Annotated in this window: 18 protein-coding genes; 9 read left to right on the top strand and 9 right to left on the bottom strand. The window is 67.9% G+C overall.

Annotated elements, in window-relative coordinates:
* Positions 1–27: 27 nt before the first annotated feature.
* The 5 genes from CACI_RS21280 to CACI_RS21260 all read right to left on the bottom strand — a co-directional run bounded on the left by CACI_RS21280 (position 28) and on the right by CACI_RS21260 (position 5,794).
* A complete protein-coding gene (locus tag CACI_RS21280) occupies positions 28–1,353 on the bottom strand; it encodes an ABC transporter permease (protein WP_015792895.1) in 1,326 nt (441 codons plus the stop codon).
* Entirely contained in the window at positions 1,350–2,447 is a 1,098-nt protein-coding gene (locus tag CACI_RS21275) for an ABC transporter substrate-binding protein (RefSeq protein ID WP_015792894.1), read from the bottom strand. The genes CACI_RS21280 and CACI_RS21275 overlap by 4 nt, the downstream gene beginning before the upstream one ends.
* 282 nt (positions 2,448–2,729) lie before the next feature.
* Positions 2,730–3,641 carry an ABC transporter ATP-binding protein gene (locus CACI_RS21270; protein WP_015792893.1) on the bottom strand — a complete coding sequence of 304 codons (912 nt, stop codon included), beginning with the start codon at positions 3,639–3,641 and terminating at the stop codon, positions 2,730–2,732.
* A gap of 72 nt (positions 3,642–3,713) precedes the next feature.
* Entirely contained in the window at positions 3,714–4,739 is a 1,026-nt protein-coding gene (locus CACI_RS21265) for a FecCD family ABC transporter permease (protein WP_015792892.1), read from the bottom strand.
* On the bottom strand, positions 4,736–5,794 hold the full coding sequence (locus tag CACI_RS21260; RefSeq protein WP_015792891.1) for a FecCD family ABC transporter permease: 1,059 nt from the start codon (positions 5,792–5,794) through the stop codon (positions 4,736–4,738). Before CACI_RS21260 ends, CACI_RS21265 begins: the two co-directional genes overlap by 4 nt.
* Before the next feature lie 129 nt (positions 5,795–5,923).
* Between CACI_RS21260 and CACI_RS21255 the strand changes: the two genes are divergently transcribed.
* The 8 genes from CACI_RS21255 (at position 5,924) to CACI_RS21220 (ending at position 16,164) form a co-directional block, all read left to right on the top strand.
* Entirely contained in the window at positions 5,924–6,985 is a 1,062-nt protein-coding gene (locus CACI_RS21255) for an ABC transporter substrate-binding protein (protein ID WP_015792890.1), read from the top strand.
* Positions 6,986–6,990: 5 nt separating this feature from the next.
* On the top strand, positions 6,991–8,013 hold the full coding sequence (locus tag CACI_RS21250; RefSeq protein ID WP_015792889.1) for a siderophore-interacting protein: 1,023 nt from the start codon (positions 6,991–6,993) through the stop codon (positions 8,011–8,013).
* A gap of 110 nt (positions 8,014–8,123) precedes the next feature.
* Positions 8,124–9,536: a pyridoxal phosphate-dependent decarboxylase family protein gene (locus CACI_RS21245; protein ID WP_049872052.1), complete on the top strand. Its 1,413-nt coding sequence runs from the start codon at positions 8,124–8,126 to the stop codon at positions 9,534–9,536.
* Positions 9,533–10,837: a lysine N(6)-hydroxylase/L-ornithine N(5)-oxygenase family protein gene (locus CACI_RS21240; RefSeq protein ID WP_041540386.1), complete on the top strand. Its 1,305-nt coding sequence runs from the start codon at positions 9,533–9,535 to the stop codon at positions 10,835–10,837. The genes CACI_RS21245 and CACI_RS21240 overlap by 4 nt, the downstream gene beginning before the upstream one ends.
* Complete coding sequence (locus CACI_RS21235; RefSeq protein ID WP_015792886.1) at positions 10,834–11,385, top strand: GNAT family N-acetyltransferase; 552 nt, start codon at positions 10,834–10,836, stop codon at positions 11,383–11,385. The genes CACI_RS21240 and CACI_RS21235 overlap by 4 nt, the downstream gene beginning before the upstream one ends.
* On the top strand, positions 11,382–13,175 hold the full coding sequence (locus CACI_RS21230) for an IucA/IucC family protein (protein WP_015792885.1): 1,794 nt from the start codon (positions 11,382–11,384) through the stop codon (positions 13,173–13,175). Before CACI_RS21235 ends, CACI_RS21230 begins: the two co-directional genes overlap by 4 nt.
* A gap of 8 nt (positions 13,176–13,183) precedes the next feature.
* Positions 13,184–14,098 carry a phytanoyl-CoA dioxygenase family protein gene (locus CACI_RS21225; protein ID WP_041540385.1) on the top strand — a complete coding sequence of 305 codons (915 nt, stop codon included), beginning with the start codon at positions 13,184–13,186 and terminating at the stop codon, positions 14,096–14,098.
* A gap of 461 nt (positions 14,099–14,559) precedes the next feature.
* Complete coding sequence (locus CACI_RS21220) at positions 14,560–16,164, top strand: condensation domain-containing protein (protein WP_190276787.1); 1,605 nt, start codon at positions 14,560–14,562, stop codon at positions 16,162–16,164.
* Between the two features lie 95 nt (positions 16,165–16,259).
* Here the strand turns inward: CACI_RS21220 and CACI_RS21215 are convergent, their stop codons facing one another.
* The 4 genes from CACI_RS21215 to CACI_RS21200 all read right to left on the bottom strand — a co-directional run bounded on the left by CACI_RS21215 (position 16,260) and on the right by CACI_RS21200 (position 21,668).
* Positions 16,260–18,359 carry a cellulose binding domain-containing protein gene (locus CACI_RS21215; RefSeq protein WP_015792882.1) on the bottom strand — a complete coding sequence of 700 codons (2,100 nt, stop codon included), beginning with the start codon at positions 18,357–18,359 and terminating at the stop codon, positions 16,260–16,262.
* A 48-nt stretch (positions 18,360–18,407) separates the two neighbouring features.
* On the bottom strand, positions 18,408–19,670 hold the full coding sequence (locus CACI_RS21210; RefSeq protein ID WP_015792881.1) for a cellulose-binding domain-containing protein: 1,263 nt from the start codon (positions 19,668–19,670) through the stop codon (positions 18,408–18,410).
* Positions 19,670–20,509, bottom strand: coding sequence for a hypothetical protein (locus CACI_RS21205; RefSeq protein ID WP_143765338.1), 840 nt, complete (start codon positions 20,507–20,509; stop codon positions 19,670–19,672). The genes CACI_RS21210 and CACI_RS21205 overlap by 1 nt, the downstream gene beginning before the upstream one ends.
* Before the next feature lie 115 nt (positions 20,510–20,624).
* Positions 20,625–21,668, bottom strand: a complete 1,044-nt coding sequence (locus CACI_RS21200; RefSeq protein ID WP_015792879.1) for a lytic polysaccharide monooxygenase auxiliary activity family 9 protein — start codon at positions 21,666–21,668, stop codon at positions 20,625–20,627.
* A 377-nt stretch (positions 21,669–22,045) separates the two neighbouring features.
* Here CACI_RS21200 and CACI_RS21195 point away from each other — a divergent pair, with 377 nt between their 5' ends.
* The gene (locus CACI_RS21195) at positions 22,046–23,464 is read left to right on the top strand and encodes a cellulose binding domain-containing protein (RefSeq protein ID WP_015792878.1); all 1,419 of its coding nucleotides are present in this window, start codon (positions 22,046–22,048) and stop codon (positions 23,462–23,464) included.
* Positions 23,465–23,472 lie beyond the last annotated feature (8 nt).

Genomic DNA, 23,472 nt, shown 5'->3' with positions numbered 1-23,472 from the left:
CGACGCGACGAGCGTCACACATCCGGCTCAGGTAAGACCCCGCGACCGCAGCACCCTGCGCTCCAACGGCACGAACACCAACTGGTTGACCGCCACACCCACCGCGAGGATCAGCACGATCGCCGCGAACGCCCCCGCCATGTCATTGGAATCCTGCGCGTTCTTCAGCAGGAACCCCAGCGAGTGCCCCAGATCCGCCGACTCCACAATGATCTCCGCCGCCAACAACGAACGCCACGAGAAAGCCCACCCCTGCCGCAACCCAGCCAAGTAGCCAGGCAGCGCAGCCGGCAGCAGCACATACCGCACCGAAGCCAACCCCCGAGCCCCCAGATTCCGCCCAACCCGCAAGTACAACGGCGGCACCTGATCAAGCCCCGAAACCACCCCCACCGAAATCGAAGGCACAGCCCCCGCAAGCACCACCGCATAAAGCATCGCCGGCTTCGGCCCAAAGAACATCAAAGCCGGCGGCACCCAAGCCACCGAAGGCAACGACTGCAACCCCGACAAAATCGGCCCCAGCCCCGCCCGCACCGCCCGAACCCGCCCCACCAGCAACCCCAACGGCGTCCCAATAGCCACCGAGGCACCAAAGCCAATAGCCCCGTGCTCAACACTGTGCCCCACCGAAGGCCAAGCATCCCCACTCGAGAACGCACCCTTCAGCGAAGTGAACACCTCCGAAGGCCCCGGCAACTTCCAATCCGGCCAAATCTTCGCCACATACAGCACCTGCCACACCGCCACAATCAGCAGAATCGCCAGCACCGGCGGATAAACGGCACGCAACACGGCGACAAGCCACCCGGTCTCATGCACAGGACTGGTCTCGAGCGCATCAAGCCCGGCCTCGACATCCTCGAGCGCATCGGTGGTCTTAGCCTCGGCGAGCGTGAGCTCAGAGGCTTCAGACTCGGCAGCCTCAGACACAGAGATCCCAGAACCAGCGGTCTCAACCTCACGCCCGGTGGTCTCTGGCTCAGCGGCCTCAGACTCGGCGAACTCGGGCGCAAAGGTCTCAGCATCAGCGGTCCCAAGCTCAGGCCCGGAGACCTCTGGCTCGGTGATCTCTGGATCGGCGGTCTCAGGCACAGAGATCTCAGAATCAATGGTCTCAGAATCAGCGGTCTCAAGCTCCGGCTCGGCGGCCTCGGTCGCGGGGTTCTCGGGTCCAGAGGTCTCAGACTCGGTGATCTCGTGCTCGCTGCTCTCTGGCTCGGGCTTGGCGATCGCCGGTTCTTCTTCCTGCGCAGTCGCCGCGGATTCGGCAGTCTCTGATGTCTCGGCGGCTTCCGGCGCCGGTTCTCCTTCCTCGACCGGTTCTCGCAGGGATTCGCGCGCGGTGGTCACTTCTTTGCCAGTCCGGCGTCGGAGACGGTCGGCTGGCCGTTCTTGGTGAGTTCGGCGTTGAGGATCGAGAGGTCGAAGATGCCGTGGAGGTCGGTGGACTTCAGGAGGTTGACTGCGACTGCGTGGTCCAGGGAGGTCTGGAGGGTTGATGCGTCGGGGTTGTTGGTGACCTTCTGTTCGCTGAAGGAGCGCTGGATTTCGGCGTCGGTCAGGGCTTTGCCGGTGAGGCGCTTGAGTTCGCTGTTGACCAGTTTTTGGGCGTCGGCGGGGTTGGAGGTGATCCAGGTGTTGGCGGCGATTTGGCCGTCTATCAGGGCCCTGACTGTGTCGGGGTGCTTGGTCAGGAAGGTGGTCGCCACGACGAGGGTGGTGGTGGAGAACTGGCTGTTGGGCCACAGGCTGCGTTCGTCGACGAGGACCTTCGCGCCGGCTTCTTCGACCAGGCGGGAGGCCCAGGGTTCGGGGAGCCAGGCGCCGTCGATGTGGCCGGCCTTGAACTGGTCGAGGGTGGTGGCGTTGTCCTGGGGGTTCACCGATACGTCGCCGGAGCCGTCCGGGTTGGCGGTCAGGCCCTGCTGCTTGAGCCAGAAGCGGAGGGCCACGTCCTGGGTGTTGCCCTTCTGCGGCGTTGCGAGGGTCTTGCCCTTGAGGTCCGCCGCGGAGGCTATTGAGGGCTTGACCACGAGTTCCGCGCCGCCTTCGGTGGCGCCGGCGACGATCTTCAGGGCCTCGCCGTGCGACTGGACGAAGGCGGACAGGGCCGAGGACGGTCCGACGTAGGCGGCGTCCAGTTGTCCGCCGAGGACGGCGGTCATCTCGGCGGGTCCGGCGTTGTAGACCTGCGTGGAGAGCTTGGTGGAGCCCAGTGCCTTGGCGAAGTCGCCGTGTGCGACGCCGACCACGGCGGTGGCGTGCGTGACGTTGGCGAAGTAGCCCAGGCGCACCTGCGTGGCGGCCGAGCCGCTGGAGACGGCCGCGGCCTTCGTACTCGAGGCAGAGCTCTTCGACGACCCGCACGCGGCGGCCGAGGCGACGATCCCGAGGGCGGCACCGACCGCCGCGACCGTACGAATCAGAGTCTTGATGTCTCTCACAGGAAGGCTCCCGAAAAGGATCGCCGGGCACACCGGCGGGCGGCTGGGCGCAGCCGCTGGAAATGTGGAAGGAGAAAGAAAAGGCCGATCAACGCCACGAAGTGCGTGAACCGGCCCGCGACAAGGGCAGGCGGCTCAGACGGCCGCCGGACAGCACGCGCTGGACAGGCGCCCGAAATCGACGTACGGCCTACCCACCAGGGCCACTCCATCGCGGGACATGGCTAGAGAGTGGCACGGTCTCGCATTCCCGTCTATTTCTTGTCCGATATATGGACGCCTCTAAGGCTTCGGAGAACCACTATTTCTGGAGCCATTCATATCGGGGTCCGAAACATTTTCGGTCCGATATATCGACGCCCGCCGGCGCGCTCCCGGCACGACCAACGGCGTCCCGGTCTCCGGATCCTCGATGACCCGGCACGTCAGCCCGAACACCGCCGCCACCAGCTCGGCGGTGACGATCTCCGCGGGCGGTCCGGACGCCGCGACGCGACCGTCGCAGAGCACGATCAAGTGCGTGGCGTACCGCGCCGCCTGGTTGAGATCGTGCAGCACCGCGACCAGCGTGCGCCCCTCCTCCTCGTGCAGCCGCGCACACAGATCAAGAATCTCGATCTGATGCGCGATATCCAGATACGTCGTGGGCTCGTCGAGCAACAGCAGCGGCGTCTGCTGCGCCAGCACCATCGCGGTCCAGACCCGCTGACGCTGCCCACCGGACAGCTCATCGACAGCCCGCTCGGCCAGGTCAGAGACACCGGTCGCCGCCATCGACTCGGCCACGATCCGCTCATCCTCCCGCGACCACTGCCGCAGCAACCCCTGATGCGGGTGACGGCCACGGGAGACCAGGTCGGCGACGGTGATGCCGTCCGGCGCGATCGAGGACTGCGGCAGCAGCCCGACGATCCTGGCGACCTGCTTGGTCGGCATCGAGGCGATGTCCGCGCCGTCCAGCACGACCGTCCCGGCGCGCGGCTTCAGCAACCGCGACAGTGCTCTGAGAAGCGTCGACTTCCCGCAGGCGTTCGGACCGACGATGACGGTGAACGACCGGTCCGGGATCGCGACGGACAGCTCCTCGGCCACGGTCCGGCCGTCATACGCCAGCGTCAGGCCGGTAGCGCCGAGCCGGGAGGCGACCGCGGTCGTGTCAACGGCCTCAACAGTCTGAACATCATCGGTCATCATCTTTATCGTCTCCTTGAAACGTCGAGCCAGCAGTCGAGCCAGCAGTCGAGGCAGCAGTCGAGGCAGCACAGGTCAGATCCGTCCGGCACGTCGTCCGGCCGCCAGCAGCCAGATCAGATAGCCGCCGCCGAGCACCCCGGTGACCACCCCGACCGGCAGCTGCCGCCCGGGAACCGCATGCTGGGCAACGAGATCGGCGCACGTCAGGAGCACCGACCCGAGCAGCATCGACGGGATCAGGTTGGGTCCCGGCGCGCGGGTCAGCCGCCGGGCCAACTGCGGCGCCGTGAGCGCGACGAACGAGACCGGCCCGGCCGCCGCCGCGGCGAACGAGGTGAGCAGGACCGCGGCGGCCAGCGTCATCAGGCGCACGCGCTCCACCGAGATCCCCAGCGCCCGCGCCACATCGTCACCCATCTCGATGATGTGCAGCGCCCTGCCGCATCCGGCGACGACCACCGGCACGAGCACCACCATCGCGACCGCCAACGGCACGACGTCGCTCCACCCGCGACCGTCCAGACTCCCGGTCAGCCACAGCATCGCCCGCGCGGCGTCCATCAACTGCGCCTTGGTCATCAGATAGCCGTTGACCCCGCTCAGAATCGCCGAGACCCCGATGCCCGTCAGGATCAGCCGATAGCCGTGCACCCCGCGACGCCAAGCGAGCGCGTAGACCCCGACCCCGGTCGCGACACCGCCGATCATCGCCCCGCCCGCGAGCGCCAGACTGCTCCCGCCGGCCACCACCACGACCAGCGCACCGGTCGCCGCACCCTCGGTGAACCCGAGCATGTCCGGGCTCCCCAACGGATTGCGGACCAGCGACTGGAACGCCGCTCCGGCAAGCGCCAGCGCACCTCCGACCAGCAGCGCGGTCACCACGCGCGGCAAACGCAACTGAACCACGATGAAGTGGTCAGCCACCGTGCCGCCACCAGCCAGCGTGCGCAGCACCTCACCCGGCGGGATCCGGTAGTCCCCGCTGCCGAGCGTGATGACCATGGCGGCGAAAGCGAGCACCAGGCAGGCAACCGAAGCGGTGAGCGCCCGAGGCCGATACCGCACTGACAAAGCAGTGGTTCGCAGAACCCTCATGCCCGCACCGCCTTCGCGCGCCGCAGGAAGTACAAGAACACCGGACCGCCGACCACACTGGTCACGACCCCGACCTGGATCTCCCCGGGCCGGGCCAGAATCCGCCCGAGCACGTCCGCCCCGAGCAGCACGACCGGCGCCAGCACCGCGCAGTACGGCAGCAGCCACCGCAGGTCCGGACCGGTAATGGTGCGCACCACATGCGGCACCATCAGCCCGACGAACACGATCGGCCCGCACGCCGCCGTCGCCGCCCCGCACAGCAGCGTCACCGCGACGATCGCCACCGCGCGCACCGCGGTCGGCCGCGAACCCAGAGCCCGCGCCGAGTCCTCACCGAGCGCCAAAGCATTGAGCGGCCTGGCCAATCCCAGCGCCAGCACCAACCCGACGGCGACGAACGGCAGAACCCTGACGACCGTCGAAGGCGTCGCGTTCGCCAACGATCCGACCGTCCAGAACCGCATCGCCTCCAGCGACGCGGAGTCCAGCAGCATCGCGACGCTGACGTAGGAGAACAGCGTGGCGTTCAGCGCCGCACCAGCCAGCGCCAGCCGCACCGGCGTCGCCGAACGCCCACCGCCGACGAGATATCCGGCGGTGGTCGCGATCGCCGCACCGCCCAAGGCGAACCAGATGTAGCCGTCGAACGTCCCGATCCCGAACAGCCAGATCGAGGTGACGACCGCGGCCGACGCACCGGCGTTGATGCCCAGCAGCCCCGGATCGGCCAGCGGATTGCGGGTCAGCGCCTGCATCACCGCGCCGGCCAGTCCCAGCGCCAGTCCGACGAGCAGCCCGAGCAGCGTGCGTGGCAGCCGCATCTGATGAACCACCGTGTAGGACGCGGAGCCCGGGTCGGACAAGCCGTGCCAGACGTCGGCGAGCGAGAGCGACTTCGCGCCGAGGCAGATGCTGAGGACGGCCACGGCGAGCAGCAGCCCGGCCGCGACGATCAGGCCCGCGCCCCGACTCAGGCGAACCGCGCCGGGTGGTCGGGCGCGGGGCGTCGCACTGATGGTCTCAGGGGTCTGCGGTGGTGCGGTGGCGGACAAGACCGGGCTCCGGATCGACGCGGGGAGGGCGACCCCCTGGGGCGAGTGATGAGGTTAGGCTAACCTAACTTCGTCGAGCCGAGGGCGCTGCCCCGGTAAAGCGCTCCCCATCCCGAGAAAGCGACATTCATGCCTTACTCGCCAACTTCCTCCCTTTTATCCCGTCGCGGCATCCTGGCCGCAGTCGGCGGCGGCGCCGTCGCCACCGCCCTCGCAGCCTGCGGGAGCGGCGGCAGCGGCAGCGGTTCGAGCCCTGCGTCGGGCTCGGGATCCGCGGCGAAAACCGGCTCCGCCGGGCCCTGGTCCTTCACCGACGACCGGAAGCAGGTGGTGAAAGCCGCCTCCGCCCCCACCCGCGTCGTCGCCTTCACCGGCACCGCCGCCGCGCTCGTCGACTTCGGGCTCGACCGGCAGATCGTCGGCGTCTTCGGGGAGACGACGCAGCCCGACGGCAAGGCGACCGCGCAGGCCGGGGACCTCGACGTCGGCAAGGTGAGCGTGCTGGGCAACGCCTGGGGCGAGTTCAACGTCGAGAAGTACGCCGCACTCAACCCGCAGCTGCTCGTCACGCACATGTACGAGCCCGGCGCGCTCTGGTACGTCCCGGACGAGAGCAAGGACCAGATCGCCAAGCTCGCCCCGAGCGTGGCGATCAACGTGGCGCGGGTCTCGCTGCCCACGCCGATCCAGCGCTACGCCGACCTGGCGCAGTCCCTCGGCGCGGATCTGAGCGCCAAAAAGGTCACCGACGCCAAGACCCGCTTCGAGACCGCCGCCGAAACACTGCGCACCGCGGCGAAGGCAGCCGGCGGGCTGAAGGTCCTGGCAGCCTCGGGCAGCCCCAACACGTTCTACGCCTCCAACCCGAAGATCGCCGCCGACCTGATGTACTTCGCCGAACTCGGCGTGGACCTCATCGTCCCGGACAAGCTCGACACCGGCGACTACTTCGAAAGCCTGAGCTGGGAGAACGCCGACAAGTACGCGGCGGACCTGATCCTGCTCGACAGCCGCTCCACCGCCCTGCAGCCCGCCGCGCTGACCTCCAAGCCGACCTGGAACGCGCTGCCGGCGGTGAAGGCCGGCCAGGTCACGCCCTGGGACGCGGTCCCGCGCTTCTCCTACGCCGGCGCCGCTCCCCTGCTGGAAACCCTCGCCAAGGCCATTCAGAATGCGAAGAAGGTGAGCTGACGACCATGACCTCGTCCTCCTCAGTGACCGCGGTGCTGGCCGCCTCGGCGGCGGCTTCGGCGATCTCCTCGGTCGCGCCGTCCCCAGCGCTGTTCGCCGAAACCGCGTCGGCCTCGCCGCTCGTGCACGGCGCATTCCGCTTCTTCCAAGCGCGCGTGCTCGCCACCCGGCGGCTGGGACCGTCGATGATCCGCGTCACGTTCGGCGGCGAGCAGCTGCGCGATTTCGACGGCGGCGGCCGGGACCAGAGCTTCTCGCTGTTCCTCCCGCAGCCGGGACAGTACGCGCCATCAGTCCCCTTCGATGCCGGAGACGACTGGTTCGCGCAGTGGCGGGCGACGCCGGAGGACGAGCGGGCCATCATGCGCTCCTACACCGTCCGCTCCCAGGACCGCGAGCACGACGAGGTGGACGTCGATTTCGTGGTGCACGGCACCGGTAACTCGTCGTCCACTCCGGCTGGACCGGCGTCACGCTGGGCTGCCGAAGCGGTGCCCGGGGACCGGGTCGTGCTGCTCGGACCGGCGTTCGCGGACAACCGCAGTATCGGCTTCCAGCTACCGGAGCAGACCGACTGGGTCCTGATCGCCGCCGACGAGACCGCGCTTCCGGCCGCCGCCGCGATCCTGGAATGGCTGCCGGACGGTCTGCGCGCCCGAGCCTGGATCGAGGTCCCGGATCTGAAGGACACCCAGGAACTGGTCAGCGCCGCCGACGCCGACATCACCTGGCTGGTCCGCGACACGGCACGGCGTCCTGGAGCCTTGCTGATCGAGGAGATTCAGGGCGCGGCCTTCCCCGACGGAGCGCCGTACGCCTGGCTCGCCGGAGAGTCCGGGATGGTCAAGACCCTGCGACGCCACCTGGTCGGCGAGCGCGGCATCGACCGCAGACTCGTGGAGTTCTCCGGGTACTGGCGCTTGGGTGCGACCGAGGAGGATCTGCGGACTGAGAAGATCTCCGCAGCCGAAAGCACAGCAACCGAAAGCTCTGAAGCAGCCGCGCAGAACGCGGAGGAAGCTCTGTGAGCCCTCAGGCCTCCGCCGTCGCGACCGCGCGCGCCATCTTCTCCCCCACCGTGGATGACGCCGCCCGCCACCTGTTCAACGACCGGACCCTGGACCGCTATCGGCACACCATGGCCGACGGCGTCGAGCGCATTGCCGACCGCATAGCCCGCACCGATCGTCCGTTCACCGGCGTCTCCCCCGACGATCTCACCCCGGGCATATCAGGCATCGATCTCGACCGTCCGCTCGAGGACACGGCCGCGGCGCTGGACGAGCTCGAAGACGTCTACCTGCGCGACGCCGTCTACTTCCACCACCCGCGCTACCTCGCACACCTGAACTGCCCGGTGGTCATCCCGGCGCTGCTCGGCGAGGCGGTCCTCACCGCGGTCAACTCCTCGCTGGACACCTGGGACCAGAGCGCCGGCGGCACGCTGATCGAGCGCCGGCTGATCGACTGGACCGCCGGACGGATCGGCTTCGGGACGTCCGCCGACGGCATCTTCACCAGCGGCGGCAGCCAGTCGAACTTCCAGGCGCTGCTGCTGGCTCGGGAAGAAGCCTTGGCGAAAGCGGCGCTCGGCGCCTCCCGCGACGTCATGGACCGGCTTCGCATCTTCGTCTCCGAAGCCGGGCACTTCAGCGTCCGCAAGTCGGCGAAGATGCTCGGGCTGAGCCCGGACGCCGTGGTCACCGTCGAGACCGACGCCCGCAAGCGGATGCGTCCGCAGGCGCTGGCGTGGGAGCTGGAGCAGTGCCGCTGGGCCGGGTTCATCCCGATGGCGATCGTGGCCACCGCCGGGACGACCGACTTCGGATCCATCGACCCGCTGCCGGCGATCGCGAGGCTGTGCGCGGACTCTGGCGCCTGGTTCCACGTCGATGCCGCGTATGGCTGTGGTCTGCTCGTCTCCCGCTCCCGGCGCGCTCTGCTCAACGGCATCGAGCGCGCCGACTCGGTCACCGTGGACTTCCACAAGTCCTTCTTCCAGCCGGTCAGCTCCAGTGCCCTCGTGGTGCGCGAGCGCGCGACCCTGTCCCACGCGACCTACCACGCCGACTACCTCAACCCGGCCCGCATGGTCGAGCAGCGCATCCCCAACCAGGTCGACAAGAGCATCCAGACCACGCGCCGCTTCGACGCGCTCAAGCTCTGGATGACGCTGCGGATCATGGGTCCGGACGCCGTCGGCGACCTGTTCGACGAGGTCATCGACCGTGCCGCGCAAGCCTGGGTCCTGCTCACCGTCGATCCCCGGTTCGAGGTGGTGACGCGCTCGCAACTCAGCACACTGGTGTTCCGCTACCTGCCGCCGGAGGGCGCGACGCGGGACCTGGCCGACGGCGCGAACCTGTATGCCCGCGAAGCGTTGGCTTCCTCCGGCGCGGCGCTGGTCGCCGGGACCAAGGTCGGCGACCGGCACTACCTGAAGTTCACCCTGCTGAACCCCGAGACCACGGTGGACGACATCGCGCACGTCCTGGACCTGATCGCGGACCACGCAGCCGAATACGTCGAGCGCCGGAGAAGGACCTCGTGAGCATGCACGACTTCATCGCCATCGGGCTCGGTCCCTACAACCTGGGCCTGGCGTGCCTCACCGACCCGATCGAGGGTCTCAATGGACTGTTCTTGGAAGCCCGTCCCGAAGCCGGCTATGCCTGGCATCCCGGGATGCTGCTGCCGACCGCGACGCTTCAGACGCCGTTCATGGCGGACCTGGTCACGCTGGCCGATCCGACGTCGCCGTACTCGTTCCTCAACTTCCTGAAGGAGACAGGGCGGCTCTATCCCTTCTATATCCGGGAGAATTTCTATCCGGTCCGCGCCGAGTACGACGAGTACTGCCGCTGGGCCGCGGCGCGGTTGCGCACCATCCGCTTCGGTCAGACGGTCTCGCGTGTCGAGTACGACGAAGCAGAAGGCTGCTATGTCGTTCATTCCGTCGGCACTGACAACGGCGCGGTCAACGAACACCGCGCGCGGCGTCTGGTCCTGGGCACCGGAACTCCGCCACACATCCCAGAACCCTGCCGCGGAATCGGCGGAGACCTCGTGCACAGCGCCGACTACCTGGCCAACCGGGCACTCCTGCAGAGCAAGGAGAGCATCACGGTCATCGGCAGCGGACAGAGCGCGGCCGAGATCTACCTGGACCTGCTCGCCGACGCCGGAGCCGACACCTACCACCTGAGCTGGGTGACGCGCTCGCCGCGGTTCTTCCCGCTGGAGTACACCAAGCTCACGCTGGAGATGACCTCGCCGGACTACGTCGACTACTTCCACGCCCTGCCCGAGGCGACCAGGTACCGCCTGGAGGCCGAGCAGAAGGGACTGTTCAAGGGCATCGACGCGGTGCTGATCAACGAGATCTTCGACACTCTCTACCTCAAGAGCGTTCGCGGCCAGGTGGCGACCCGGCTCGTGACCAACACCGAGCTGCGCGGCGCGTCCTACGACGAGGCCGGCGGTACGTACATGCTCGATCTGCACCACGAGGAGCAGGACCGCGGCTTCTCGCTCGCGACGCAGGGACTGGTGCTGGCGACCGGGTATCGCTATCAGGTCCCTGCGTTTCTCGAACCGGTCCGGGACCGCCTCCGCTTCGACGGCGGCGGACGCTTCGACGTGGCGCGCAACTACACGATCGACGTCGCCGGCCGCGAGATCTTCCTGCAGAACGCCGGGACCCACACGCACAGCATCACCTCCCCCGACCTGGGCATGGGCGCGTACCGGAACTCCTGGATCATCAGCGAGATGCTCGGCCGGGACTACTACCCGGTGGAGAAGACCATCGCGTTCCAGGAGTTCGGCGCGCCGGACGGGCTGCTCACATGATCAGTTTCCGTCCCGTCGATGTGGATTCCGACGCCGAGATGGAGATGCTGCATCGCTGGGTCACGCATCCGAAAGCGGCGTTCTGGCTGATGCAGGACTTCGATGTCGAGCAGGTCCGCGAGGAATACCGACGGATATCCGAGCATCCGCATCACGAAGCGTTCCTCGGTCTGGTTGACGGAAATCCGGCGTTCCTCGCCGAACGCTACGACCCCGGCCACGTCGAGCTGGTCGGGCTGTACGAGCCCGAGGACGGCGACGTCGGCATGCACTTCCTGTGCGCGCCCACCGACACGCCGGTCCACGGTTTCACTCGTACGGTCATCACCGCTGTGCTGGCGTGGATCTTCGCCGACCCGGACGCGCTGCGCGTGGTCGTCGAGCCGGACGTGCGCAACACCGCGGTCCACGCGCTCAACGCGGCGGTCGGCTTCCGTGTCGTCGGCCCGATCGCCAAGCCCGAGAAGCAGGCGCTGTTGAGCGTCTGCACCTGGCACGACTTCCAATCCGCCACCTCTGCCCTCCCGCGCCTAGGAGCGAGCCTGTGAACCCCCGCGACGCCGTCCGCCACCTGACTCCGGAGAACTGGGAGCGTGCCAACCGGCTTCTGCTGCGCAAGGCGATCGCAGAGTTCTCCCATGAGCGGCTGCTGACGCCGGACCGAGTGAACGGCACCGAGCACGGGTTCGTCGTGCGCAGCGACGACGAGAGCGTTCAGTACCGGTTCACCGCCAAGGTGCTGGCGCTGAACCACTGGCAGGTCGACGCCGAGAGCATTGAGCGGCTAGGGGCGGGCGGCGAGGCGCTGCCGGTGGACGTCGCAGACTTCTGCGTCGAGATGCGCGGCGCGCTCGGCTTGAGCGATCAAGTGTTGCCAGTCTATTTGGAGGAGATCGGCTCCACGCTGGCGAGCACGGCGTACAAGCTGAGCAAGCCGCCGATCTCGGCGACGGAGCTGGCGCGCGCTGACTTCCAGCGGATCGAGACAGAGATGACCGAGGGGCATCCGACGTTCGTCGCGGGGAACGGTCGGATCGGCTTCGGGGTCGACGACTACCGGCAGTACGCGCCGGAGGCAGCGCATCCGGTCCATCTGATCTGGGTCGCTGCGCATCGTGATCACGCGGTTTTCACGGCGTGTGCGGATACGGATTATGAGAGTTTGATCAGGGCGGAGCTCGGCGAGGAGCTGCTGGGTCTGTTCACTGATGTGATGACCGGTCTGGGGTTGGATCTGAGCGACTATCTGCTGATCCCGGTCCATCCGTGGCAGTGGTGGAACAAGCTGGCGGTGACGTTCGCCGGGGACATCGCGCGGCAGCGGCTGGTCTGCCTGGGTCCGGGCGATGACGACCATCTGGCGCAGCAGTCCATTCGGACGTTCTTCAACACCAGCGATCCGTCGAAGCACTATGTGAAGACGGCGTTGTCGGTGCTGAACATGGGCTTCATGCGGGGGTTGTCGGCGGCCTACATGGAGGCGACGCCGGCGATCAACGACTGGCTGGCCGGGCTGATCGCGGGCGATGTCGTGCTGAAGCGGACGCGGCTGACGGTGATTCGGGAACGCGCGGCGGTCGGGTATCGGCACCGTCAGTTCGAGGCGGCGACGGAGAAGTCATCGCCGTATCGGAAGATGCTCGCGGCGCTGTGGCGCGAGAGCCCGGTGCCGGCGCTGGAGCCGGGACGGCGGTTGGCGACGATGGCGAGCCTGCTGCACGTGGATCGCGAGGGCGGGTCGCTGGCTGCGGCGCTGATCGCGGAGTCGGGGCTGGCGCCGGAGGTGTGGGTGCGGCGGTATGTGGATGCGCATCTGACGCCGTTACTGCATGCGTTCTATGCATATGGTCTGGTGTTCATGCCGCACGGGGAGAACGTCATCCTGGTGCTCGATGACGGGGCGGTGGAGCGAGTCATCTTCAAGGACATCGCCGAGGAGATCGCGGTGATGGATCCTTCTATGGCGCTGACACCCGCCGTGGAGCGGATTCGGGTGGACGTGCCGAAGGATGTCAGGCTGCTGTCGATCTTCACAGATGTGTTCGATTGCTTCCTGCGGTATCTCAACGCGGTTCTGGTCGAGCGCGAGGTTCTGGACGAGGACGTCTTCTGGCGGACGGTCGCGGAGTGCATTCGCGACTATCAGGACTCGACGCCTGAGTTGGCGGAACGCTTCGAGCAGTTCGATCTGTTCGCGCCAGAGTTCGCCTTGTCGTGTCTGAACCGGCTGCAGTTGCGGAACAACCAGCAGATGGTGGATCTCACCGATCCGTCCAGCGCGCTGCAGTTGGTCGGAACGCTGAAGAATCCCGTTGCCCGCTTTGGCAGGCGCGATTGATCGGAGACGTGGCGGTGACAGCGGCGGTGGCTGGCGGTTCGATACCCGGGCTGCGCGAAGCGAACGGCCATCTCGCTGATCCGCCGCGTCTCCGAGCCCTGTTCGACGACGAGGGATACCTGTTCTTTCGGGGCGTCCTCAACAAGTCGGCGGTCCTGGCCACTGGTCGGCAGGTACTGCGCACTGTCGTCGAACAGGGTCTCGCTCAGACCGGCATGCCGCTGACGGCCGGCGAGGACAGCCGCCTTCAGGATTCGCTGAACACGCAACGACTCTGGGAGCAGTTGGTAGCTCTACCCGACATCGCCGCCTTCTTCGCGACGATCGCCGGCGCGCCAGTCGGATTCATTCCCCTGGCGCGCTACCGCATCATGCCGCCCGCAGGCACGACGCAGATTCACCAAGACGCGCTGCTCAACCCCGGCTTCGAGATGACCACCGCCTGGATCCCCCTCATGCCGATCAACGAGGATCTCGGTGGCTTAGCAGTCGCAGTCGGCAGCCACCGCCAGGGCTGCATGCCGGTCGACGAACTGCCGCCGCTGGACGGCCTGTGGCGAAGCGCGGCATACGAACCCGGCGACGTCGTGCTGATGCACGAGGCACTGGTCCACACCGGCCTGCCCAATCGCTCCCGCGAGACCCTGCGACTATCCATCGACGTGCGCTTCCAGAACCCCGGCGCTCCCGCCGCAATCGTCGGACGCATCGCAGCAGTGGACGCGGCATCAGTGCGCATCGAGAACGAGGCATCCACGCCGACCAAGCCGACCACACTGAGCGTCGACGCCTCGACCTTGCTCCGCAGCAGCACCGGCCAGCGGATCCCCCTCGCCGTATTGACCACATCAGAGCTGACGGTAGGACGCCGCGTCATTGCCTCCCACCGAGACGCACGCGCAGTCATGATTAAGCCGCTGTAGCCGAAGGCCGCTGCGTGGCCGTGAGCAGCCACTACCGTCGGCCGCCAGCGATACCCGGATACCCGCCACCGAACTGCGTCCCCTGCGAGGCCATCAACACCCGCGCGGAGCCGTAGAAAGCTTCTAAATACCCACAAACCAGCCGCACCAACCCGGCCTGCCCACACCCCTCCCACACCCCCACCAATCACCATCGCCCGAAGCGGGCGCGTCTCACCCGGTGGGAAGTCGCCGCGTTATCGATGACTGCTGATATGAACGGGATATGATGCGCTATGCATCTTGGCTCGCACCTGGCCCGCGGGCGAACCCCGGAATCTGAGCCCGCTTTCGTTCCCTATGACCCCGTCGATCTTGGCGAGGGCCGCCTGTTGCGTCCGGCAGAGGTTGAGAAGCGGATCCTGGAGGTCGCGCCGTCGGTTCGCGACTGCCTGGTCGCTTCGGCTCGGCTGCGTGGACGCGTGCAGACCGATGTCCTGTTGGCGCTGGAGACTGGCGCCGATCCTGATGACGACCATGAGGCGGCGGTGCTGTCCGCGCTCAGTGCTGCCGAGGCCGCTACCGTGCGGCGGGTGCTGGTTCTGGGCGCTGACCGGGATCTGCCGGCCGATCAGCTCGAGCGGCGGCGGACGGAGACCTGGCTGCATCAGGTCGCTGAGATCGCCGGGGCGCGGCTGCCCGGGGTGGGATCCGCCGTCGATCCGGTGCCGGTGCCCGTCGAGCGCGTGGCGGTGGAGTTCGCCGGCGACGGGGAAGGCGTCGCCAAGCTCACGTGGGGGCAGCACGAGATCTGGCAGTCCATGACCCGGCAGGGCAACTGGCTGCCCTTGGGCGGCTGGCGCCCCGTGGATCCCGGCACGCCGGTCGAGGCGATCGCCGACGAACTCGCTTATCTGCACAGCCGATTCCCCTCGATGCGTACCCTGCTGCGCTTCGATGAGGAAGGCCGGCTGCGCCAGGAGCTGTCGTCGTCCGGAACCACGTATCTGGACGTCTTCGACGCGGACCCCGACGGCGGTCCCGAGGCCGCCGACGCCCTCGCCACCGCGATATCAGACCACTACCAACACCTGCCGTACGACCTGCGCGTGGAATGGCCGGTACGGATGGGCGTGGTGCGGCAGGGCGGCGAGGCGGTCCGCCTGGCCGTCGCGATGCACCACCTGGCGCTGGACGGCGGCGGCGCCGAGACCATGCTGCGCGACGTCGCGACCCGGTCGCGCGAGAAGCCGTCCGGGCTCCAACAGCTGGAGCAGACGGAATGGCAGACCTCGGCCGCCGGCCGCCGGCACAGTGACAGAGCCATGCGACACTTCGGCGACATCCTGCGGGTGATGCCGACGCCGACGTTCCCGCCCTCGGGGGACCCGCGCCGTCCACGCTTCTGGAGCGCGGAGTATTACTCCCCCGCGCTGCGCCCGGCGCTGGCGGCGATCCGAGAACGCACCGGCGCCGACCCGACCCGGATCCTGTTCGCGGTATACGGAATCGCGCTGGCGCACGTCACCGGCGTGCACCCGGCGCTGTTCCGCCCGGTCATCGGCAACCGCTTCCGGCATCAGCTGGCCGACGTCGTCTGCCACGCCGCGCAAGCCGGAATCGTGCTGCTCGACGTCGCCGACGGAACCGTCGAGGACGTGATCGAACGCGCGGGCCCGGCGGCGATGAACGCGCTCAAGCACAGCTACTTCGACCCCGAGCAACTCAATGAGCTGGTGGAGAGCACCGGTCGGGACCGCGGCGCCGAGCTGGACATCGCGTCCTTCTTGAACGACCGCCGCAGCATGGACTCGGCTGTACCCGCGCCGGAGACAGCGGTGACTGCCGAGGAGTTCGCCAAGGTGCGCGCCGCCAGCCGCTTCACCTGGATCCAGCGCCGCAACGATCCGGTCGAGCGGCTGTTCCTGCACGTCGACGACGGCCCCGACGCCGTCACGCTCACCGTCGAGGCCGACACCCACGGCATGTCGCCGGCCCAGATCGAGAGCCTGGTCCGGGAGATCGAGGAGGTCGCGGTGCAGGCGGCGTTGCAGCCGCAGCTCAGTACACGAATATCGGCACACTGACTATCCCGCCAGTTCCGACTGTACTGAAAGCCGAACGAAGCGTAGTGCTGCCGAGGTCGGAGGCATCGACCTCGGCAGCCGCTCTATCCCCGGTTTCAGGAGCTGTAGGTGGTACTACAGACCGTCCCGTTCAAGCTGATCGCCGCCGGCGAGGGATAAGCGCCGGTGTTGTTCCCGACGAACCCGATGCTGGCGGAGTTGCCGCCGTTCGCCGCCAGGTTCGCGTTCCAGCTCAGGCTGGTGGCCTCGATGTTCTGGCCGGTCCCGGTCCAGGTGGCGTTCCAGCCGGAGGACAGCGTTTCGCTGGTACTGGGGAAGGTGAAGGTCAGCGACCAGCCGTTGATCGGGGCGGGCCCGGTGTCGGTGACGGTGATCGCGGTGACGTAGCCGCTCCCCCAGCCCGAGGTGACCTGGTAGTCCACCGCGCAGGTGCTGGCGGCCGGCGTGCCGGTGGTGAAGGTGAGCGGATCCGAGGGCGGAGACAGGTTGCCGCTCTGGTCCGTGGCGAGGACGTTAAACGTATAGCCGGTGCCGGGAACCAGGTTGGCGATCGTCGCCGAGGTGGACGTCGACTCGGCCAGCAGTTCGCTGGTCGTGCCGAACTGCCGGTAGATCTCGTAGCGGGTGGCGGTGCCGCCGCTGGAGGGAGTCCAGCTCACCGTCGCCTGCGTATCGGTGACCTGGGAGACAACCGGTGAGCCCGGTGCCTTCAGAGTACTGACATGGTTGCCGGACGGAGTCAGGACGACAGTCTCGATCGAGTAGGGCGGCAAGGTCTGGACCGCGCTACTGCCCTGCGCCGCCGAGGTGATCGAGCTGGCTTCGTCGCCGTAGGTGTAGACGGTCGGCGTCGCGGTGCTCGGCGTGTAGCCGGAGTAGTGCAGGTTCACCGTGTACGCGTTCGCAGGGTCCTTGTTCACCAGCATCACGGCCAGGTTCCCGTTGGCCTGCTTCACGGCGTGCGCCGCGACGAGTTGCTGGTCGGTGCCGGCTCGGACCATCTGGTCTCCCGGATGTCCGAGCTTGCTCAGCATGCTGATGGCGTAGTAGCTCGGGAACGGGGTGTTCATCGCCGGTTCGCAGACCGAGCCCACGCACGTGCCGCTGGACAGCACACCCCAGTCGTCGTAATCCGTGGCGCCGTCGGGTGCGGTGCTGATCTGCGTCGGTCCGTTGTGGGTGTCCCACCAGTCGACCGTGAACACGCCCTGCTCCAGCGCCGTGAAGTAGGTGTCCGCGCCGAACAGCGCATCAGGCTGCGTGTCCTCGTCGACGCCGGCGTTCACCTCAGTCAGCGCCACGCCGAGACGGGAGGCGTTGGCTCCGCCGTACTCATTGATCTCGCTGCGCAGCTGCGACAGTTCCCCGGGCAGCTGGTCCGGTTCGGTCAGCGCGGTGGCGGCACCGGTGCCGTTCGGATACCAGTGCACGATGACGAAGTCGACCGCCGAGCCCGCGATCGACAGGACCGTGCGGTTCCAGTCAGCGGAATCGCCGGTCGCCACGGAGCCGTCGGGCCAGTTGCCGGGCATGGTCAGCACGGCGCCGACCTTGATCGTGGGGTCGACCGCCTTCATCGCCTTGCTGTACTGGATGACGTTCTGCGCATAAGTGGTCGGGCTCTTGCTGCTGTGGTCATCGGCCTCCCAGCCGCTGCCGTAGTAGCCGTTGCCGTAGTTCTCGTTGCCGACTTCCCAGTACTTGTCGCCATAGCCCTTGGTGACATTGGCGTACTGGACCCAGGCGGCGGCTTCCTCCGGCGTGCCGGTGCCGTAGTTGGCGATCAGGATGGGCTGCGCGCCGATGGTCTTGACGGTGCCCATGAAGGAGTCGAAGTCGGTGCCCGGCGCCACGTAGCCGCCGGGAGCGGTATTGGTCTGCCAATGGTACATATCGCCATAGGAACCACCGGGGTAGCGCAGCATCCCGATCCCGGCTTGGCCGAGCAGACCCTGCACCGACGGGGTGTTCATCTGGCTGTCCCAGACCGCGCTGTTCAACCCGTAGCCGGTGGCGGGGATCGTGCCGAGGCCTTCCAAAGTGTTGACGCTGACGTTGACGGACGAGGCGGCAGCGGTCGAGCTCGCCGCCGTGACCGCGGACGCCGCGGCACTGCCGCCCGGCACGGCGGCCACGGCGCCGCTCACGGCGAGCAGCCCGGCCGTGGCGAGCGTACCTACTCTCCCCACTCTCAAAATGGTGGTTCCTTTCGGGATCGATGGTTTATCAGGGGATGGAAACTCTCAACATCCGATCCGGCTCGTGCTCAACACCACGTCGTCGAACCACAGCGTGTCGTCGCCGTTGCTGTAGTTCTCCCAGCCGAGCTTCAGATCGGTGAGCTGCGGACGCCAGGACGCTCCGCTCCCAGCCAGCCACTGGTCGTCGGTGTCCGGCGTCGCCACGCCGTCCTCGGTCAGGCCCGCGACCGGGCTGCCGTTGTACCAGGTGTGGATCTGGCCGTTGCTGCCACTCACGGAGAACTCCAGACATTCCCAGGCTCCGGTCGGCAGTGTGACGCTCTGCGCGACCCCGTTCGGGCTCTGGTCCGGCAGCGTGGCGTCGTCGGACTGCCGGTTCCACATCAGCGCGCCGTTCTGGGCTCCGAGCCGCAGGTCGGTGTTGCCGTGCGCGGAGTCGTTCAACGCCAGGAAGGTCGTGTGGTTGGTCGGCAGCGGCGCGGTGTGCTTGATCCAGAATCGGACGTACCAGGTCGGCGCGGCGCTCGCCATGTCGGTGGTGTCGCTGGCGAAGACGTGGTCGCAGTACGTGCCGCGACCGTCGATCTCCAGGGACTTCAGCCCGGCGTGCGCCTGCGCGGTGGTGATCGCGGCGGTGCCGGTCCCCGAACAGCTCGGGGTGGCGATCGACCAGCGGCCGGACGGTGTGGTCGAGCTCTGATTCTCCAAGCCGTCGCAGAAGACTGCCGTCGCCGGGCACGGTCCGCTGCTCGGCGAACTGGACGGCGAGCTGGACGGTGAACTGGAGGGTGAAGTAGAGGGCGAGGTGGACGGTGAGCTAGAGGGCGAGCTGGAAGGCGGCGTGGAAGGCGTGCTCGACGGCGAGCTCGGCGTGCCGAGGCCACTGCACGCCACGCCGTTGAACGCGAAGTTCACAGGCGCGCTGTTCGTGCCGGAATACGTGCCCTGAAACCCGAAGGCGACCGTCGCCCCGGCCGCGACCGAGCCGTTGTACGGCTCGTTGGTCGCCGTGACCTGCTGACCGCTCTGACTGACCTGCGCGTTCCATCCGGACGTGACCTGCTGGTTCCCGGTCCACGACCAGGTCGCCGTCCACGCGCTCACCGCCGGACCGCCGTTGGTGACCGTCATATCGGCGGTGAAGCCGGTGTTCCACTGATTCACCTGATAGGCGACCGTGCAGCCGGTCCCGGCGCCCTCGGCGGGTCTGGATCCGAGTACGAACATGGCCGACATGGCCAGCACAGCCGCAGCCGCGACCGCGAGAACGCGGACGCTGCGTAGGAAAGCGCGATTGCGGTACATCAGGGCACCTCCACCGTGAACGCCGCCGTGTGCACGACTCCCGACGTCTGGAATTGGACGAACAGCCGCCACGCGCCGGGCTCGGGGAACAGGATCTGTGCGGTCAGGGCTCCCGCACCGCTGGCGCCCCCGGCGGAGCGTCCGGTGGACAGCGCCCGGGCGAACGCCGCGTCGCCGCTGTGGAACGCGGTCAGGTGCGCGTAGCCGTCCAGGAGCCGGTCGAACTGTTGAACCGGCTTGCCGTCCTTGGTGACGGCGACTCCGAGGCCTGTTTCGCCGCCTTGGTGGGGCGAGCCGGTGAGCCGGAGCGCGTAGCCGTCGGCGGTCGCGGTGTCGGACGCGGCGGGCAGTGTGACGCCCGCCGCGCTACCGGGGACCGTCAGCGGCTGCGATAGCGAGTACGACAAAGGGGTTCCGGCGCTGGAGTCCGGCGCCGCGAACGTGATGTAGGTGCGGTAGGAGCCGGCCGGCAGCGCCGGGAGCGGCACCGTCCACGTCCCGTCCGCACGCATCGACGCCGTCAGCTGACGGAAGTCGCCGAGGTCCGTGCGGACGACGTAGAACACGAGCAGCTGGCCTTCGTACGGCTGGAACCGCGTGACGGCCTTGCCGCTGGGACCGTTGATATGGAACGTGAACGGCACGGCGGAGCCCGCGGCGACGGTCGAGGCGTCGGCGACGTAGGAGTAGCCGCCGACCGCGCCGTGGAGCCCGTTGTCGGAGGCTGCCGCGGCGACGATCTTCGGACCGCTGGGCTCCGCCATCCCCGGCATGTCGTCGCCGGAGCCGCCCATGTTCATGTTCATGCCGTTGGCGCCGTCCATGCCCTTCATGTCCATGCCGCTCACGCTTTTGGCGCCCGAGGAGTGACCGCAGGCAGCGAGAACACAGGCGGCGACAGCCAACACCAGCGCGCGCCGCAGCGATGAGGAAACCGACATAGGCATGGCGCGCCTACGGACTCGTGCAGGAAAGGCTCTCCGGCTGTGCGGGAGCAGTGGTCTGATTCGCGACGAAGCCGACGGACGTGCTCGCCCCGGCCGCGAGTTGGGAGTTCCAGTCCGCCGACTTCATCGACGCCAGCGAGCCGGACTGCGACAACGTCCCGTTCCACGCGCTGACCACGGACTCGCCGTCCGCCAGCACCCAGCCGACCGTCCACTTGTTCATGGGAGTGGTTCCGGGGTTCGTCACGGTGATCTGTCCCTGGAAGCCGCCGCTCCAGGAGTTGGTGATCGAGTACGTCGCCTTGCAGGGTGCTGAGACCGGCGGCGGTGCGGTCGCGCCGATGCCGGTGACCTGGCCGGTGCCGCCGTCGAAGACGACGTCGGAGCAGCCGTAGAAGGTCTCGGAGCTGTCCGAGCGGGCCCAGACCGAGTAGATGATGTGGTGCCCGGTCTTGTTCGCCGGCAGCTTCGCGTTCCAGGAGTAGTAGCTCTGCAGCGTCGCGACGGTCCCGGTGTTGGTCGGGTCGGTGGCCGTGGAGAACGGCGCCGGCTCCATGTCAGCCCAGGTCAGGGGCTTGGTCTGGTCCCAGCCGTCCTTCGTGATGTAGAGGCTGAACGTGCCGGGGTGCGCGGCCCACCGGTTGTAGTTGATGGTGATGTCCGCGCCGGAGGTCAGGTGCGTGACCGGCCAAGCGGTGCTGACCTGGTCGAACCCTGAGAAGTCGTAGTAGTTGCTGTTGCCGCTGCACAGCTTGCCGTCGGGGATGAAGCCGGCCGTGCCGCCGCTGGTGGCGCCGCTGCGGTTGCCGACGGCGAACCAGTTGTAGAGCGGGGTGGTCCCGCTCTGGGCCACCGCCGCCTGACAGGCCGGGTTCTGCGGGACGATCTGGCCGGTGGAGGTCAGGCCGTCCTCGTAGCAGAAGAACGTCCGGCTGCCGGGGATCATCAGCGCCCCGTGCGCCGAGGCCGTCGGTGCGAAGGTGACGGTCGCGATCAGGCCGGCCAGCGCGAGCAGCACGCCGGCGACCTTCCTGGGGATCTTTCTGCTCACATCGCTCGCCTTTCCACGGATGCGGCGGACTGTGCGGACTGTTTCGGGCGGAGCGTAGCTCTGGCGACGCGGACCGTTACCCGGCTCTGAAAACTCCCCGCGGCGGCTGATTCGTCGAAGGAAATCGAACGGGCATGTCAGAGCCCGTACTGAGATGAACAGGCACGCCGCACCGCGGACGGGGTTCGGCGAAAGTTTCGCGGCGGGGCGCCGACGACCTGCGGCCGTGTCGCAGGGTTTTGACGCTGTTCGAGCCCTCGGCGGACCATGCCACTGCCGAGATGCGGCCACCGGGCTTCCGGGCCATGACTGCCGAGCAGCCACCGGGCCCGCCCCGACCAGACCCCCACCCGACCTGATCGACAGGAGCCGCCATCGTGCGCAGCCCCAGACCGGCACCACCGTCCCGCCGCCGCCGCGCCGTCGTGCGCACCGCCGTGGCCGCCGCCGCCGCGCTCGTCGTCGCCCTGACCGCCGCGGTGCTCACCAGCCCGGCGCAGGCGCTCGGCGTGGGCGGCACGTCGTCCCCGGTGACCGGGAACGCGACCCACTTCGACGGGCTCGGGGCGCCCTACGGCGGCTGCGGCGTGCCGCAGGCGAACCTGGACTCGCAGGACTTCATCGCCCTCAACGTCTTCAACACCCCGGGGAACTACAACCAGTTCACGCGTCCGGTGCCGCCGGCACAGGCGAGCATCCTGGGCATGTTCGACAACGGTCTGAACTGCGGCCGCTGGGTGAAGGTCAGCATCGGCGACCTGTGCACCGGCACCAACGACGGCGCGCCGAACCAGCCGTTCTGCCGCAACGGCTCGTGGGTCGCCGACAAGTACAACGGCGCGACGCTGAACATGCTGGTCGCCGACAGCTGCGCGGACTCCAACGCCTGGTGCCGTGACGATCCGTACCACATCGACCTGCACACCGACTCGATCAACCGCTTCCAGCTCAACGGCTCCGCGGTCGGCGACCTGCTGAACCACTGGAACAACCGCCAGGTGAGCTGGCAGTTCATCAGCGCTCCGGGCTACAGCGGCGACATCAACATCGGTTTCATGCAGGGCGCGCAGGTGTACTGGCCGGCGATCTCGGTCTCGCACCTGGCGAACGGGATCCACGGCGTGCAGTACCTGTCGGCGTCCGGGACCTGGGTCTCGGCGGCGATGGACAGCGACATGGGGCAGTCGTACATCATCGCGCCGACCGCGACCGCCGGCTCCAGCTACCAGATCCGGGTGACCGACGCCTCGGACAATCTGATCAACGGCGGTCAGGTCTACAGCTTCTCGCTGCCGTCCTCCTGCGGGGGCAGCTGCAGCGCGGCCTACACACAGGTCCCGTACACGACGACGCCGGGTTCGGGACCGAGCTCGCCGAGTTCGAGTCCCAGCACGACGCCGAGTACCAGCGCCTCGAGTCCGTCCACTCCGCCGAGTTCGCCGAGCTCATCGGGACCGTCGACCCCGCCGAGCTCGCCCTCCAGCTCCGCACCCGCCTCCGGCTGCTCGGTCACCTCCTCGGTGACAGGTTCCTGGTCCAGCGGCTACCAACTCGCGTTCACGGTCACCAATACCGGCAAGGTCGCCTCCTCGCAGTGGGCGGTGCGTTTCTCCTTCGCCGGAAGCCAGACGATCGCCAACTCCTGGAACGTGACCGCCACGCAATCCGGGCAGGCGGTGACCGCGAACTCCGTGTCGTACAACGGGTCCCTGGCACCGGGTGCGGCGACGTCGTGGGGCATGGTGGTCAACGGCGCGAACCAACCGCTCGGCGGCATTTCCTGTGTCGCGAGCTGATCCGGCCG

The sequence above is a fragment of the Catenulispora acidiphila DSM 44928 genome (assembly GCF_000024025.1).
Lineage (GTDB): Bacteria > Actinomycetota > Actinomycetes > Streptomycetales > Catenulisporaceae > Catenulispora > Catenulispora acidiphila.
This window is presented reverse-complemented; position numbering and strand designations above follow the sequence as displayed.